This window comes from Streptococcus sp. NPS 308, assembly GCF_002355895.1.
Classification (GTDB): Bacteria; Bacillota; Bacilli; order Lactobacillales; family Streptococcaceae; genus Streptococcus.
Genome location: NZ_AP017652.1, coordinates 957,401 through 972,807, shown reverse-complemented (window position 1 = coordinate 972,807; position 15,407 = coordinate 957,401). Strand labels below are relative to the sequence as shown.

Genomic DNA, 15,407 nt, shown 5'->3' with positions numbered 1-15,407 from the left:
GTTGCGTAATAATAATTATGTAAATTTAATCTCAAAAAAAGAAGTTGCTAAAATATGCAACTTCTTTTTTCTTTTTATCCCACTACTGCTTCAGCGATTTCTTCACGGCTGATACCAGCAAAGTAGCGTGTGATGTCAATAGTTTCTAGTGCTTTAAGAACATCCTCGCGTTCGTATTTCACTCCACGGAGGACATCTTCTACTGCAGCAACGTCCTCGATACCAAAGAAGTCACCATAAATCTTGATGTCTTGGATTTTTGATTCGAGAACATTGGCAAAGACTTCTACTTTACCACTAGTGAATTTTGTTCCACGACGGATGTTAAATTCAGGTGATTTACCGTAGTTCCAGTCCCAAGTACCAAACTTTGTATCCTTGATACGATTGATTTCCGCCAATTCTTCTTCTGAAAAGACGTATTCAGTCATCTCTGGGTACTCTTTTTTCATGTATTCCAATAGCAAATCACGGAATTCCTCAACTGTGATTTTTTCTGGTAATTCATTGACAATATTGGTTACACGAGCACGGACGGATTTCACACCTTTTGACTCAAATTTGTCTTTTGAAACCTTGAGGGCGTTAGCAAGGACTGACAGATCAACGTCAAAGAGCAAGCAACCGTGGTGCATGATACGTCCATTGATATAGGCTTGGGCATTTCCACAGAATTTCTTACCGTCAATCTCAAGGTCATTACGACCTGTAAATTCAGCTTTAACACCAAGTTGAGCCAAGGTATTGATTACCGGAGTTGAAAAACTCTTAAAGTCAAAGGCGCGGTTTTCATCTTCTTTTGAGATGATCGTGTAGTTGAGGTTATTTAAATCGTGATAAACAGCTCCACCACCACTGATACGGCGGACTACCTCAATACCATTATCTCGAACATAATCACGGTTAATTTCTTCAATAGTATTCTGGTGACGACCAACAATGATAGAAGGTTTGTTAATCCAAAGAAGGAAGATTTGATCCTCATCTAGTAAGTGTTTAAAGGCATATTCTTCCAAGGCGATATTAAAAGCAGTGTCGTTTGAATGATTGATAATATATTTCATGATATCCCTTTATACGATAGAGACTGGAAAACATCTTTCCAGCCTAGTCTATCTTCGTTTTATTTTTTCTTAGGTGAATGGATAGCCATTCCTAGAACATCCGCAAATGCTTCGTACATCACTTCAGAGTAGGTTGGGTGTCCGTGGATAGTCTTCAGCATTTCTTCAACAGTGATTTCCATTTCGATAATGCTTGATGCTTCGTTGATCAATTCTGCGGCTGCAGGACCAATGATGTGCACACCAAGGATTTCTCCGTATTTCTTATCAGCAATAACTTTAACGAAACCTTGAGCCGCATCTGATGCAATGGCACGACCGTTGGCAGCAAAGTTGAATTTACCGATGGCTACATCGTATTTCTCACGTGCTTGTTCTTCAGTCAAACCTACTGCTGCTACTTCAGGAAGAGTATAGATGGCTGCAGGAGTCAAGTTCAATTTGGCAACAGCATGATTTCCTTTGAGGGCATTTTCAGCGGCAACTTCACCCATGCGGAAAGCTGCGTGCGCCAACATCTTAGTACCATTGATATCACCTGGTGCGTAGATTCCTGGAACAGAAGTTTCCATGTATTCGTTGACCTTGATACGTCCACGATCCAATTCAAACTCAACATCGCCAATACCTTCAAGGTCTGGCACACGACCGATTGAAAGAAGAGCTTTGCTTGCGATGATATCGTCTTTTCCTTCAACCTTGATACGAAGTTGACCATTTTCTTCGATGATTTCTTGCAATTTTGTACTTGTTAAGATAGTCATACCTTTGCGTTCCAAAATCAAGCGAAGATTCTTAGAAACTTCCGCATCCATAGCTGGAACGATACGGTCCATCATTTCGATAACAGTTACTTTTGAACCAAATGTCATGAAGGCCTGACCGAGTTCGATACCGACAACACCACCACCGATGATTACGAGGCTTTCTGGAACTTCATTCATTTCAAGGATATCGTCACTTGTCATCACGAGTGATGATTCCATACCAGGAACGTTGATCTTGCTGACTTTTGAACCACCAGCAAGGATGATTTTCTTGGTTTCAAGCAATTCAGAACCATCTACCAAGACATTCTTGTCTTTAGTGATTGTACCAACACCCTTATGAACAGTAACTCCGTAGCTACGAAGAAGACCCGCAACACCACCTACCAAGGTATTGACAACTTTAGATTTAGTTTCTAAAAGTTTGTCCATATCAACAGTGAAGTTTGGATTTTCGATGACGATACCACGGTTTGCTGCATGACCGATGTTTTCGATGATTTCAGCATTGTGAAGGTAGGTCTTGGTTGGAATACAGCCACGGTTCAAGCAGGTTCCACCGAGTTCAGATTTTTCAACAAGGGCAACCTTACCACCAAGTTGGGCAGCTTTAATGGCTGCTACATATCCAGCAGGACCTCCACCAATCACAACGATATCAAAGGCATCATCGCTCTTGCCATCGTCGTTTGAGGCACTAACTGCAGGCGCTGGGCTAGCTTCTGGAGCAGCCGCTCCAGCTGTTGGGATGTTTTCCCCTTCTTCACCAAGGTAACCGATAACTTCCGTTACAGGGACAGTTTCACCATCTCCTTTGAGGATGGCAATCAAGTATCCATCTTCTTCGGCTTCCAATTCCATGCTGACTTTGTCAGTCATGATTTCCAAAAGGATTTCTCCTTCTTTTACAAATTCTCCGACTTTTTTATTCCATTGGACGATTTGTCCTTCTGTCATATCCACGCCGGCTTTTGGCATAATTACTTCTAAGGCCATGTCTTACTTCCTTTATCTATATCTCTAAAAATAAATACTGTATTTTTAAACCAACATTGAGATTGGGTTCTCAATTAAGGTTTTCAAGTCTTTCATAAACTTAGCACCAGCCATACCATCTACAACACGGTGGTCAATGGTTAACCCCAGGCTCATGATAGGACGAATAACAATCTCACCATTGACAACTACAGGTTTCTCAACTGTTGAGCTAACCCCGAGGATAGCTGAGTTTGGTTGGTTAATAATCGGACCGAAGGACTGAACACCAAACATTCCCAAGTTACTGATTGTGAAGGTTGAGTTTTGTAACTCACTTGGAGCCAATTTGCCACCCAAGGTACGACCAATCACGTCTTTAAATGCAACGACCAACTCTGACAAGCTCATCTTCTCAGCATTGTAAACAACTGGTGTCATTAGACCGTTATCCATACCAACCGCCATCGCAAGGTTGACATAGTTATGAGTGATAATGGTCTTGCCGTCTTCTGTCAATGAAGCGTTGATGTATGGGTGTTTCATCAATGTTTTCACAACAGCGAGAGAAAGAAGGTCTGTTACAGTAGTCTTCTTACCAGTCACTTCCATAATCGGATCAAGAACCTTCTTACGAAGGGCCAGCATTTCAGTCATATCAACTTCATAGTTGAGTGTGAAAGTTGGCGCAGTTAGGTAAGATTCAACCATACGTTGCGCGATAACCTTACGCATTGGTGTCATTGGAATACGCTCAATCTCACCATAAGGAGTGATAGTGTCTGGAACTTCTTCCACTTTTTCAATCTGAGCAGGAGACTTGATGGTGTCGTTTTCGATATTTTCAGGAAGCAAGGCCAAAACATCCTTCTTCATGATTTTACCACGGTGACCCGTTCCTTGGATTTCCTGCCAAGCAATGTTATGTTCGAGGGCAATTCGTTTTGCAAGTGGCGAAATGCGAACCACATTTGTGTCTTTATAAGTTTCCACGTCTTCTTTGTGGACACGACCGTTTGCACCTGAGCCAGAAACGTCGTAGAGGTTGATCCCTAGATCATCCGCTAACTTTCTAGCCGCAGGAGTCGCTCTTAGCTTGTCATCAGCCATGACCTCTCCAATTCTATACTAAGATATTAAGGACGAAGAGGGCAATGAAAAAATAGGAGATTGACCATGTGTTCGATGCACACAAGGAAATCTATCTTTTTTTCGAAGACCTCCGTCCGAATTCAATTACATGATGCAAAGGGCGAAAAAGTCAAAGTGAAAATAGGAAACTTGACGAAGAAACTTTAGTTTCTAGGAAAGTTTATCTTTTTCACACAGACTTTAGCCCGTGTTCAACTCTACAAGTAACTTGGACACGAAACGTGTCTCAAGTTACTACGGTTGCCGCTATTAGGCGGTCAACCTAGTAGACTAACTAAGTCGTTCGTCGAATAGTATCGATTCGACTCCCTTCTGTCGAAACTTTACAATCAACTTAGATACAAAACATATCTCAAGTTGCTACGGTTACCGCTATGAGGCGGTCAACCTAGTAGACTTACTAAGTCGTTCGTCGAATAGTATCGATTCGACTCCCTTCTGTCGAAACTTTACAATCAACTTAGATACAAAACATATCTCAAGTTGCTACGGTTACCGCTATGAGGCGGTCAACCTAGTAGACTTACTAAGTCGTTCGTCGAATAGTATCGATTCGACTCCCGCCTGTCGCAACTTTGCAAATAAGTTGGATACAAAATGTATCTCATGTTGTTAAAGTTAAAAAGAACATTTGTTTACATAATTTATCTTATGTAGGTTTATTCTTTGTTGTAAGTTTTTCGGATTGCATCTTTGATGCTTTCAACGGTTGGAATCATAGCATTTTCTAGGTTTTGTGCGTAAGGCATTGGCACATCTTCTCCTGCACAACGGCGGATTGGTGCATCTAGATAGTCAAATGCTTCTGATTCTGAAATAATTGCTGAAATCTCTCCGATATAGCCACTTGTTTTGTGGGCATCGTTAACCAGAACAACCTTACCAGTCTTCTTAACTGAGTTAATGATGATATCCTTATCAAGCGGTACAAGGGTACGTGGGTCAACAATTTCAACCGAAATTCCTTCTTCCGCCAATTCCTCAGCAGCTTGAACCACACGACGAAGCATTTTACCATAAGTAACGACTGTTACATCTGTACCTTCACGTTTGATTTCACCAACTCCAAGTGGGATTGTGTAGTCTGGATCAACTGGCACTTCCCCTTTTTGGTTAAATTCTGACTTGTATTCAAGGATGATAACAGGGTTGTTATCACGGATAGAAGACTTGAGAAGTCCTTTCATGTCAGCAGGTGTACCTGGAGCTACAACCTTAAGACCTGGGATGTGTGTGAACCAAGACTCTAGAGACTGAGAGTGCTGAGCTGCAGAACCGACACCGTTACCAGCTGCGCATCGAACAGTCATTGGAACCTGACCTTTCCCACCAAACATATAACGAGTTTTAGCTGCTTGGTTGACGATATTATCCATGGCAATAACTGAAAAGTCCATGAAAGTCATATCAACGATTGGACGAAGTCCTGTCATAGCAGCACCAGCAGCAGCACCAGAAATAGCTGCTTCTGAAATTGGACAGTCACGTACACGTTCTGGTCCAAATTCTTCAAGCATACCTACAGATGTACCAAAGTCTCCACCAAAGACACCGACATCTTCACCCATCAAGAGTACATTTTCATCACGACGCATTTCCTCAGACATTGCAAGGATAATGGTATCGCGGAAAGACATTAATTTTGTTTCCATATTTCTCTACTTCTCCTTAGTCTGCGTAAATATCTTCAAAAGCTGATTCTAGTGGAGGAAATGGACTTTCTTCTGCAAACTTAACAGATGCTTCCACTGCTTCTTTGACTTGAGCCTGAATTTTTTCAAGTTCCTCTGCACTAGCAATTTTATTTTCAACAAGGTACTTGCGGAGGTTTTCGATTGGATCTTTTTCCTTCCACTCATCGACTTCTTCACGTGTACGATATTTACCAGGGTCTGATGATGAGTGACCAAGCCAACGGTAAGTTACGCTTTCAATTAAGACGGGGCCTTTACCAGAACGAACATGGTCAACTGCTTTCTTAAATCCTTCGTATACATCAATTACATTGTTTCCGTCAGGAATAAACATACCAGGAATACCGTAAGCGGCGCTACGCTCGTGAATATGCTGGACATTAGTCATTTTCTTAATATCAGCAGAGATTCCATAACCGTTATTGATACAGTAGAAAATTACTGGAAGATTCCAAATTGAAGCCATATTTACAGCTTCGTGGAATACACCTTCATTCGTCGCTCCATCACCAAAGAAGCAGACAACGATTTTACCAGTGTTTTTCATTTGTTGAGTAAGGGCTGCACCTACTGCAATCCCCATACCACCACCTACGATACCGTTAGCACCAAGGTTCCCTGCATCTAGGTCGGCGATGTGCATTGATCCACCTTTACCTTTACAAGTTCCAGTATACTTACCAAGGATTTCAGCCATCATTCCGTTGAGGTCAATCCCTTTGGCAATAGCCTGTCCATGACCACGGTGGTTGGAAGTAATCAGGTCATCTGGGTTGAGAGCCAACATCGCTCCGACGTTAGCAGCCTCTTCTCCGACAGAAAAGTGAGTCATACCGGGAACTTTTCCCTTTTTCACTAACTGAGCAATTTTTAAGTCCATGCGACGGATTTCTTCCATCTTACGGAACATCTCTAGCAAAAGATTTTTATCTAAAGTTGACATAATCTTGCCTTTCTAACTTTGTACTTACTCTTACTATTTTACCTTTTTTAGTATACACTGTCAAAGTATATGGCTAATAAAATTTCACAATATAAAAAAATAAATCCCTGTTAAAACAGGGATTCTCTCTAGTTAGAGTATTTTTTCACAAAGTCGTTTTTCAGGATAATTTCTTAAAATTAGCTCAATCTTTTCATTACAGTTTTCAAACGCCATTGGTACAAACAACCAGAAACAATCAAGCTGGCAATTAACCCAATCCAGTAGGCAAATGCCCCTAAGTCAGTTGCTTGATCTAGTAGGTATCCTAGAGGTATCGCTACTCCCCAATACCCGATTAAGCCAAGATAGAAAGGAACGATAGTGTCCTTATAGCCTCTTAGAATCCCCTGGAGCGGAGCCGCAAAGGTATCAGCTAGCTGGAAAAAGAGACTGTAGGTTAGAAATACAGCAGTTGTTTCAATGAACTGAGAGTCATTCCCATATAGACTTGCTACACGATTTCTAAAAATGTAGAGAAAGGATAGGGTAAGACAAGCAAAAATAAGGGCGGTTATTCTCCCCAGACGAGCATAGGTTTTTGCATCCTCAAAACGTTTAGCCCCCACCTCGTAAGACACAACAATCGCCATAGCAGAGGAAATACTCATAGGAAAAGCATACATGAGGCTCGAAAAATTCATAGCGGACTGGTGACTGGCGATGATGAGCGATGAAAACTTAGCCATGATTAGTCCCACCACGGAGAAAATGGCAACTTCAGCAAAGACGGTTCCCCCGATTGGTAGACCTAATCGAACACCTTCCTTGATTTTATCTATATTTAGTGGAATGCGTTTTTCAAGATGTAGCGCTTTTAACCTTTCTTGTTTGAACAAAACAAGCAGGGAAATGCCCAATAAAACCCAATAGGCTAGCGAAGTTCCTAGCCCTGCTCCTGCGCCACCAAGCTCAGGGAAACCAAGGGCTCCATAAATCAAAAGATAGTTAAAACCACTATTAAGAGGAAGTAATAGGAGCATGAGGTACATAGATAGCTTGGTCAAACCAAGAGAATCTAACAATGATCGAATGACACTGAAAAGCAACAAGGGAATAATCCCGATAGACAGGTACCAAAGATAAGAAACTGCAACTGCCGCCACTTGAGCTTCTAGTCCGATATGGTTTAAGACAGGTGGCGCTAAAAATACTACCATGCCAAGCAAGACCAAAGACAGTCCGAAAGCCAAGTAGATAAATTGGTAAAAGTCAGATGCTACTTCTTCCTTTTTACCCCGTCCCAGATGATGGCCTATGATGGGAACCATGGCCGAAACAATCCCTGTTAAAAAAGTAAAGAAAGGATTCCATAGACTCGTTGCAGTTGATACACCAGCCAAGTCCATGGTATTGTACTGCCCAGTCATGGTTGTATCGACAAAAGAGGCAGAATAATTAGCAAACTGATAAATCAGGATAGGAAAAAATATCTTAAGAAATAAAATAAACTTATCTTTAAATTGATGGGTTCGATACATATACGCTCTCTATTCTTATAGTTTATAGAGCAGAATCCCATCTAGTTTTTGTAAACGATTTGTCCCTTACAGATAGTATATTTGACCTGCCCTTTTAAAGTTTCACCGATAAATGGTGAATTAGCTGCTTTTGAAGCAAAGTGTGAGTCCACAAGGCGGTCAACCTTAGCGTCAAAGATAGTGATATCCGCTGGACCATTCTCAGCCAAGTAACCTGCTTCAAAGTTGTAAAGTTTGGCTGGATTAACAGTCATTTTTTCAAGCAATTCCATCAAGCTTAGCTCGCCAGCATCTACTAAATAAGTCAAACCAAGAGAAAGAGAGGTTTCTAAGCCAGTCATACCAGATGGCGCTTTGGTGATATCTTCTACATTTTTCTCATCTGCATGGTGAGGCGCGTGGTCCGTTGCGATAACTGTGATAACACCTGACTTGAGACCTTCGATAACGGCTCGACGGTCTGATTCCAAACGAAGCGGAGGATTCATTTTGGCATTGCTTCCTTGTGTCAAAAGGAGAGCTTCCGTCTTAGAGAAATGCTGTGGAGCTACTTCTGCTGTGACTTGTGCTCCCAAACCTTGAGCGAATTCCACTACCTTGACACTTTCTTCCTTAGACAAATGCTGGATATGAACATGAGCCTTGGTTGCATAGGCAATCATAACATCACGCGCAATCATGGCGTATTCTGCCACCCCTGTCGCACCACAAATATGGAAATGTTCTTTAGCAATATTTTCGTTAAACCCAAGAATGCCGTTCAAACCTGGATCTTCCTCGTGAAGGCTGATAAAGGTATTGAGTTTTTTGGCTTCTTCCATGGCTTCCTTAACCACCTTGCTGCTTTCAAGTGGAATACCGTCATCTGAGAAACCAACCGCACCTGCTTCTAAAAGCGCCTTAAAGTCAGTCAAATCTTGGCCATTAAAATTCTTAGTAATGGTCGCAACCGTCTTGACATTGATTTGTTCCTTGGCAGCAGATTGGAGAACTTCTTGAAGAGTCTCTACATCCGAAATGGTTGGACTGGTATTAGCCATCATGACAACTGTTGTAAAACCACCCGCTGCTGCAGCTAGGGCACCGGTATGAATATCTTCCTTGTGGGTTTGACCTGGTTCACGGAAATGAACATGGATATCGACCAAGCCAGGAGCAACTACTAGACCAGTAGCATCAATTAGCTCTGCTCCTTCTTCCTTAATTTCAGGCGCAATTTTGACAATTTTTCCATCTTCGACCAAAACATCACAGACTTGATCCAAACCAGACTTGGGATCCATTACACGACCATTTTTGATTAGTAGCATCTGCTTTCTCCTTTATTCATAGAAATCAACTTGGGTATCCAACAATTTATCCCCATCATAAACAAACTTAGCTGAAAAGAAGGGTTTATCCTCTAAGAGCCACTCAACAAAGGTGTGGTCACCTTCCCAAGTCGGCTTGCTTAAGACCTCATCATAGGGAACCCATTCTAAGGTTCCTTCATTGCAGTCAATCAACTCACCCTCAAACTCTGTAACCTTAAAAACATAAGTGTACCAGTCTAAATCTGGCGTAAATTCAGGAAAAGTGATAACGCCTTTTAGCACAGGCTTGGCTTTTAGACCTGTTTCTTCGAGGATTTCACGCGCCGCGCATTCCTGAGGCGTCTCTCCTCGCTCTAGCTTACCACCCACACCAATCCATTTGCCAGCATGGACATCATTGGGCTTTTTATTGCGATGGAGCATGAGTAGTTCTTTTCCGTTATCAATGTAGCAAATCGTCGCTAACTGAGGCATATTTTCTCCTTATCTAAGCCAATCGATTGGCTCTTGTCCTGTCTCTCTTAAGAATGCATTGGCCTTGGAAAAAGGTTTGGAACTCCAAAATCCTCTGTAAACAGATAAAGGACTTGGATGGGCTGATTCGATAATCAAATGCTTAGGATTTGTCACCAATGATTTCTTCTTGCGTGCATAGGCTCCCCAGAGTACAAAAACTACAGGCCTGTCTAGATTATTGACCACCCGAATCACAGCATCCGTAAAAGGCTCCCAAATCTGCCCAGCATGACCGTTTGCCTGACCAGCAGGAACGGTCAAACAAGCATTGAGAAGTAAAACTCCTTGCTCAGCCCAAGCTGTCAAATCATGGGATGCTTTAACTCCAATATCATCTGCTAATTCTTTCAAGATATTTTGCAAGGATGGCGGAGCTGGAATAGCATCTGGAACCGAAAAACTCAAGCCCTGCGCTTGACCTGGTCCGTGATAGGGGTCTTGCCCTAGAATCACCACCTTAACCTCTTCAAGCGGTGTAGTCAAGAGAGCCTGAAAAACTTTTTCCTTAGGTGGGTACACAGTTCCTTGCGCATAGACCTGCTCCATAAACTGATTGATTTTCCCGAAATACCCCTCAGGTAATTGCTCCTTAATCAAAGCATGCCAAGATGAGTGTTGCATCTTTCTCTCCTTTACCGTATCCATCTAAAAGCACGTTTTAATTCATCTATACCATTCTCAAAAAAGCATAGACCGTGTGCAAGTATAATCTTATCAGGTTTCCAGTTTAACATACGGAAAAAAGACATTCTTGCTTCCCTTTGTCTTCCTAAAAAAGTCATCCGATAATCGATAGGAGTTTGTCCATCAGGGGCTGTTACACGAGCTAAACGATAAAATCTTCTGCGGATTGGACTAGCTATTTTTTCCGATTCAAAATTCTCTATAAGGTCCGTTACAATGAGTGTTTTAGTTGATTTATGAAAAAACACCACTTCTTCAATCACAGAACTACCCTTAAAAATAAGTTGATCAATCTCATCAGACCATAGGTCAGGAGCCTTATCTGTTAAGGGAGCATCGAATACCACCTTGACATTCTGACTGTTCGCTCTCTCTTCAACTCCTGGACTAGACCATGCTTGTGCATAAGGATATCTTTTTTTCCAATCTGCAATATAGGCGTAGTGAATCTTATTTGGTGAAATCAGGTAAGCGACTCTGCCCAAAGCGTCCAGTTCAGTAAAGAGCTCCTCATTTGGCGCAATAGGAGAATGAATCCAGAGTTTTCCATCCTTTAACTTTATCACCGTCATACGTGTCTGAAAAGGAAGTTTGAAGACCTTCATATCCATTTGTATCAAGTCACCATCTGCTATCCAGATATTTTGATCAACTTCCTTTAGTGTATACAATGGTTCATAAAGAGAAAGTTCTGGTTTTGACATCGTTTACTATTCCTTCATTTTAACTGCCTCTATTATAGCAAAAAGTGGCTATGGAAACCACTTTTTACAGTTCTTATATATACTGTTATTCATCCTAGTATTGGACATTAGTATTTACAGTATCAATCAGCCATTAGAAACTTTTCGATTGTATCAATAGCATAGGAAAGTTGATTATTTACAGACATCATCCGTTCAAGATTAGCATCCATATAGTAGAGTTCAGATAAGCCACCCCTAGGGAGAAAGAGTGAATAGTGGATATTCATCTTCTCTCGAGTACTTAACTCTATATGATTGCTTATGATATACTTTAACTCTTTTAACGAATTTACTTGAGCAACCACACCTTTTAACTGATACTGCTCGATGAGGTTTAGTAAGTTGTCAATCTCTTCAATGACTTTAGTTTCCATATCATCACCTCTTAGGAAAAGTACTACATAGCATCCAAACAATCTAGTAAGTCTTGGTAGGAATGGACTTCATAAGTCGGCTGAGCTTGAGTCTTGTTTTCCAGATGATAGGGATTGTACCAGACAGTATCAATCCCAGCATTATTGCCACCTTGAATATCAGCTGTTAGGGAATCTCCAATCATCAGGGTCTTTTCTTTATCAAATCCAGTAATCTGTTGACCGATTTTTTCATAGAATAGTGCATCAGGTTTTTGAGTTTGCAATTGTTCAGAGATAAAGACTTGGTTGAAATAAGGAGCCAGACCTGATTGAGCCAAACGTCCTGTCTGAATGGCAGTGATCCCATTTGTCGCAGCGTATAGCTCATAATCTCGCTCAATGAGACTGTCTAAGAGTTCATGAGCGCCTGAAAAAGTTTGTCCCTGTTGAGCAAGATAACATTGGTAACGCTGAGCAAGTAAAATACCGTCTTTCTCCAGTCCAAAATGATCAAACAAACGAGAAAAGCGCGTGATAACCAGCTCTTGTTTACTGATTTTCTTTTGCTCCAAGTTCTTCCAGAGAGCCTTGTTCATAGGAACGTAATAGTCTTTATAGGCTTGGATATCCGCAACTCCTTCTTCTTTTAGAAGTTGTGTCAGAGCCACATCCTCAGCAGCATCAAAATCAAGCAAGGTGTGGTCGAGATCAAAAAGTAAAAATTTGTAGGGCAATTTGAAGTTTTCCTTTCTGAAAATTCATTAAGAACATTATAGCATAAATGAAAATACGTAAACACAAAACTCTCTAAGAAATCAGAAATCCTTCTTCGAGAGTTATATATATGGTTCTATTGCATCTGGATAGGTTATTAATACTACTCGTCTATTCTTTTTAGTAGAAATTCTATAAAATTATCCGCATAGTATTCTCCATCTTTAAAAACAGGTAATTCATTGGTCAGACCGTCCTGATTTTGAAAATAGAACATGCCATCACCACATTCACAAATAACTAATTGCTCAGAATTACTGAACCCTTCTTTTCGATTCAGCTCGTTTATATAAACAAGATCGCCTCCTACAACAGTATCAAAATCTAATCCATAAATACTAAATATTTCTTCTCCATAAATCTCTCCCCCCATATAATTTTTCAGCCACCACTTATATGTTTCAGGAAAAGTAAAATTTAATCTTTTCTCAGCTTTTATAATCAATTCATCAGAAATCCCCTTTCCAAATGGTGCAAAATCTATACCCTCGCTAGAAGCAATCTTTTTCTTCAATTCAACAATCATCTTTCACCTCATTTTATCATTAAAATCTCTAGTTCTATTTTCCCAATAATTTCCTCTCCATGACTTAAATTCACTACGATTGATCCATTTCCTATCTTACTTATATTTATGATTTCTATTTACACTGAGCAATTCTTTTTGACTATCATTTCCATCTATGCTGAAGTAACTACTGTAAAATAAAAATGTTTTCCATTGCTATCTACATACTGGTTGATATAATCTTTTGCTACAGAAATTGACTGGAGTAAGTCTCTATCATTATCTCTAGGAGAATAATACCAGCTATCATAAGTCAACTCAAGTCCCCGATCTCCTTCTACATAGACATCGCCACCAAGAATCATAAACTTTTTCAACTCTATCCAGTCTATATAGGCCAACATATCTTGATATGTATATGCATAACTTGCAACACCCAATTCTGCTAGCGACTGACCTCTATTTTCAAAATTAAATTTATCTAGTTTCATATGATTGGACTCCTATTTTGCTTTCAATGAGAATAAGTTGGCACTCTCTAATCAGTTCAATGTTTTTATAATATATTTGTAAAATAATAGTTCTCATTTATAATCTCCAAAGTTTGAATTAAACTATTTCATATGATGTCTCTTTTTAAATAATTTTTTTAATATTTATCTCTAAAATCTTATAAATTTTTCAATTCTACTGCAAATATGGATGCAATTTAATTTCTCTATTAGAGTTTTTCGAAAATATTCTAGGTAAATTGTTTCTGAAATACTTTAAATTTTCCAATCGAGTATTTATAAAGAATAGGAGTTAGTAAGAAACTAAAATACCCACTTCCCCCCTCACTATCGTCTCGAAAAATAATCTCTTTCATTTGATGAGGATTTTTTATATATTCATCCATAGCAATATATACCTTGCTCATCTTCTCTTCAAAAATGTAGCATACTTGATAAATTGTTAGATATTTTGTCTCACAATCCAGTCTTATTTCACAAAATCTTTCTGTTTCATCGAACCACTCAGTCCGTAGAATTATATTATCCAAGATATTTCCTCCATTCATTCCCTCTACCCCAACTCCTTGGCTATTCTGCTTTTTTCAAGTTTTCCCTTAGTAATTCGTTTCCATAAAACAAGTGGGTTCAAACTATAAGATAGGCGTACAAGGAAATAATTAACCCATTCGATAAGGGCAAAAAGCTGTATTAGTGTGGCTATAGTAGCCACTTGGAAACTCTGTGTATTCCATACAATAAAAGGAAAGCCTAAAATAAGTAAAACAAGGTCTAGTATTCTGAAACCACCATATAGTTTGGGAACATTTCTACTTCCAAACTGGGGATTCGACAGTCTTCTAATCAAAATTGCCCAATAGATTGAACCTTGAAGCAAAATAAATGTCAGTAAAGACAAAGGATAGAGAGCGGTTACTAGACTATTCCAATCAGTAAGCCGATTTTTCAAAAGGAAAAAACAAAACCAAAAGGATAGGACGGCTGTGAACTCTCCCAAACAGAGGGACACCAACTCTTTTCTAACTTTCTCTTTTTGCATGTTCATTATCTCACCCATCTATCTATCATCCTATATCAGAAAAAAACATTCGAATCAGTTTATAGTCAAGATTTCTCAGAATCAAGGCATTCTAAGCATCGAGCAGCTCTATTACTTTAATATCATTGTAATTCTAAGTTTAGAATTACATTAAAATAAATGTTTTAGGGCTATTCTAAGTCTATGATAGCCTTAAATTTTAATTTTTGAAGGATTCTAAAGCCAGAATAGCTCTAAAATCACGAGAATGAAGCTATTCGAAGCTTAGAAGAACCTTTGGTGAATTTCAATAGCACTTCAACTAGCTATTCTTACAATTTCTCTGATGAGCTTTGAGTTTTTTCAGAGCCCAATCATAGTGACTGGAAGTGGCACTCACAAAGTAGGAGCCTAGACTTGTTCCTCCCGTCCACTTATAGACACCTTTTGTGAACAATTCGTCACTGCTGAAGCCTTCCATCAACTCTAAAACCTCTTTATGCGATTGATTGAGGAGTTTGGTCGCTTCTTCTAAGGACGTTCTCTGGTGCTTCTTCCAAAAAGCGACATTCATTTCTCCATAAGTTTTCCAATTATAAGGTTTAGGGAGAAAAGGTCTTTCATGACCCTTTTGATTGGAATTTACCCAGGTCAAAAGTAAGTGATGCCATTCATAGAGATGGATCAGGACATCCCGCAGATTTTTATCTCTTTTCCAGTGAGCTTCTTTTTTCTTCTGGTCTTTTGAAAAATCAAATGGAGTCTGTAGTTCCTCTTCACTTAATTTAGATATAAAGTGATTGAGCTTTTCATAGTTTTCCTTAGAGGCTAGCACTAATTCCTCTTTTGTTTTTGGTCTAGGCAT

Annotated in this window: 17 protein-coding genes; all 17 read right to left on the bottom strand. The window is 39.8% G+C overall.

All coding sequences use genetic code 11. The features are described 5' to 3' along the window. Positions 1-74: 74 nt before the first annotated feature. Complete coding sequence (locus SNAG_RS05100) at positions 75-1,064, bottom strand: lipoate--protein ligase (RefSeq protein WP_096407170.1); 990 nt, start codon at positions 1,062-1,064, stop codon at positions 75-77. A gap of 59 nt (positions 1,065-1,123) precedes the next feature. After that, positions 1,124-2,827, bottom strand: a complete 1,704-nt coding sequence (lpdA, locus tag SNAG_RS05095) for a dihydrolipoyl dehydrogenase (protein ID WP_096407168.1) — start codon at positions 2,825-2,827, stop codon at positions 1,124-1,126. Between the two features lie 45 nt (positions 2,828-2,872). After that, a complete protein-coding gene (locus SNAG_RS05090) occupies positions 2,873-3,916 on the bottom strand; it encodes a dihydrolipoamide acetyltransferase (RefSeq protein WP_096407165.1) in 1,044 nt (347 codons plus the stop codon). 701 nt (positions 3,917-4,617) lie between these two features. Further along, positions 4,618-5,610: an alpha-ketoacid dehydrogenase subunit beta gene (locus SNAG_RS05085; RefSeq protein ID WP_096407162.1), complete on the bottom strand. Its 993-nt coding sequence runs from the start codon at positions 5,608-5,610 to the stop codon at positions 4,618-4,620. Positions 5,611-5,626: 16 nt separating this feature from the next. Next, positions 5,627-6,595, bottom strand: a complete 969-nt coding sequence (locus SNAG_RS05080; RefSeq protein ID WP_096407160.1) for a thiamine pyrophosphate-dependent dehydrogenase E1 component subunit alpha — start codon at positions 6,593-6,595, stop codon at positions 5,627-5,629. Between the two features lie 179 nt (positions 6,596-6,774). Further along, complete coding sequence (locus SNAG_RS05075; protein ID WP_096407157.1) at positions 6,775-8,115, bottom strand: MATE family efflux transporter; 1,341 nt, start codon at positions 8,113-8,115, stop codon at positions 6,775-6,777. Between the two features lie 41 nt (positions 8,116-8,156). Continuing rightward, the gene (locus tag SNAG_RS05070; protein WP_096407154.1) at positions 8,157-9,425 is read right to left on the bottom strand and encodes a dihydroorotase; all 1,269 of its coding nucleotides are present in this window, start codon (positions 9,423-9,425) and stop codon (positions 8,157-8,159) included. Positions 9,426-9,437: 12 nt separating this feature from the next. Then, the gene (locus tag SNAG_RS05065) at positions 9,438-9,902 is read right to left on the bottom strand and encodes an NUDIX hydrolase (protein WP_001135757.1); all 465 of its coding nucleotides are present in this window, start codon (positions 9,900-9,902) and stop codon (positions 9,438-9,440) included. Positions 9,903-9,911: 9 nt separating this feature from the next. Then, the gene (locus SNAG_RS05060) at positions 9,912-10,565 is read right to left on the bottom strand and encodes a uracil-DNA glycosylase (RefSeq protein WP_096407152.1); all 654 of its coding nucleotides are present in this window, start codon (positions 10,563-10,565) and stop codon (positions 9,912-9,914) included. An 11-nt stretch (positions 10,566-10,576) separates the two neighbouring features. Continuing rightward, positions 10,577-11,332 carry a DUF4336 domain-containing protein gene (locus tag SNAG_RS05055; protein WP_096407149.1) on the bottom strand — a complete coding sequence of 252 codons (756 nt, stop codon included), beginning with the start codon at positions 11,330-11,332 and terminating at the stop codon, positions 10,577-10,579. 122 nt (positions 11,333-11,454) lie between these two features. Then, positions 11,455-11,748 carry a hypothetical protein gene (locus SNAG_RS05050; protein WP_000448760.1) on the bottom strand — a complete coding sequence of 98 codons (294 nt, stop codon included), beginning with the start codon at positions 11,746-11,748 and terminating at the stop codon, positions 11,455-11,457. A gap of 23 nt (positions 11,749-11,771) precedes the next feature. Continuing rightward, positions 11,772-12,464 (bottom strand): YjjG family noncanonical pyrimidine nucleotidase, encoded by a 693-nt coding sequence (locus tag SNAG_RS05045; protein ID WP_096407146.1) that lies wholly within the window; start codon positions 12,462-12,464, stop codon positions 11,772-11,774. Between the two features lie 143 nt (positions 12,465-12,607). Next, positions 12,608-13,030, bottom strand: a complete 423-nt coding sequence (locus SNAG_RS05040; RefSeq protein WP_096407143.1) for an SMI1/KNR4 family protein — start codon at positions 13,028-13,030, stop codon at positions 12,608-12,610. A gap of 155 nt (positions 13,031-13,185) precedes the next feature. Beyond that, positions 13,186-13,503, bottom strand: a complete 318-nt coding sequence (imm40, locus tag SNAG_RS05035; protein WP_096407141.1) for an Imm40 family immunity protein — start codon at positions 13,501-13,503, stop codon at positions 13,186-13,188. Positions 13,504-13,754: 251 nt separating this feature from the next. Beyond that, entirely contained in the window at positions 13,755-14,054 is a 300-nt protein-coding gene (locus SNAG_RS05030; RefSeq protein ID WP_231906656.1) for a hypothetical protein, read from the bottom strand. Between the two features lie 23 nt (positions 14,055-14,077). Continuing rightward, on the bottom strand, positions 14,078-14,581 hold the full coding sequence (locus tag SNAG_RS05025; protein WP_096407138.1) for a hypothetical protein: 504 nt from the start codon (positions 14,579-14,581) through the stop codon (positions 14,078-14,080). 283 nt (positions 14,582-14,864) lie between these two features. Next, entirely contained in the window at positions 14,865-15,407 is a 543-nt protein-coding gene (locus SNAG_RS05020) for a ClbS/DfsB family four-helix bundle protein (protein ID WP_096407136.1), read from the bottom strand.

What these genes read in the sequence shown, in the direction of transcription:
- SNAG_RS05100 (WP_096407170.1), bottom strand. Translation starts at nt 1,064, where the DNA reads ATGAAATATATTATCAATCATTCAAACGACACTGCTTTTAATATCGCC.
- lpdA (WP_096407168.1), bottom strand. Translation starts at nt 2,827, where the DNA reads ATGGCCTTAGAAGTAATTATGCCAAAAGCCGGCGTGGATATGACAGAA.
- SNAG_RS05090 (WP_096407165.1), bottom strand. Translation starts at nt 3,916, where the DNA reads ATGGCTGATGACAAGCTAAGAGCGACTCCTGCGGCTAGAAAGTTAGCG.
- SNAG_RS05085 (WP_096407162.1), bottom strand. Translation starts at nt 5,610, where the DNA reads ATGGAAACAAAATTAATGTCTTTCCGCGATACCATTATCCTTGCAATG.
- SNAG_RS05080 (WP_096407160.1), bottom strand. Translation starts at nt 6,595, where the DNA reads ATGTCAACTTTAGATAAAAATCTTTTGCTAGAGATGTTCCGTAAGATG.
- SNAG_RS05075 (WP_096407157.1), bottom strand. Translation starts at nt 8,115, where the DNA reads ATGTATCGAACCCATCAATTTAAAGATAAGTTTATTTTATTTCTTAAG.
- SNAG_RS05070 (WP_096407154.1), bottom strand. Translation starts at nt 9,425, where the DNA reads ATGCTACTAATCAAAAATGGTCGTGTAATGGATCCCAAGTCTGGTTTG.
- SNAG_RS05065 (WP_001135757.1), bottom strand. Translation starts at nt 9,902, where the DNA reads ATGCCTCAGTTAGCGACGATTTGCTACATTGATAACGGAAAAGAACTA.
- SNAG_RS05060 (WP_096407152.1), bottom strand. Translation starts at nt 10,565, where the DNA reads ATGCAACACTCATCTTGGCATGCTTTGATTAAGGAGCAATTACCTGAG.
- SNAG_RS05055 (WP_096407149.1), bottom strand. Translation starts at nt 11,332, where the DNA reads ATGTCAAAACCAGAACTTTCTCTTTATGAACCATTGTATACACTAAAG.
- SNAG_RS05050 (WP_000448760.1), bottom strand. Translation starts at nt 11,748, where the DNA reads ATGGAAACTAAAGTCATTGAAGAGATTGACAACTTACTAAACCTCATC.
- SNAG_RS05040 (WP_096407143.1), bottom strand. Translation starts at nt 13,030, where the DNA reads ATGATTGTTGAATTGAAGAAAAAGATTGCTTCTAGCGAGGGTATAGAT.
- imm40 (WP_096407141.1), bottom strand. Translation starts at nt 13,503, where the DNA reads ATGAAACTAGATAAATTTAATTTTGAAAATAGAGGTCAGTCGCTAGCA.
- SNAG_RS05025 (WP_096407138.1), bottom strand. Translation starts at nt 14,581, where the DNA reads ATGGGTGAGATAATGAACATGCAAAAAGAGAAAGTTAGAAAAGAGTTG.
- SNAG_RS05020 (WP_096407136.1), bottom strand. Translation starts at nt 15,407, where the DNA reads ATGCCTAGACCAAAAACAAAAGAGGAATTAGTGCTAGCCTCTAAGGAA.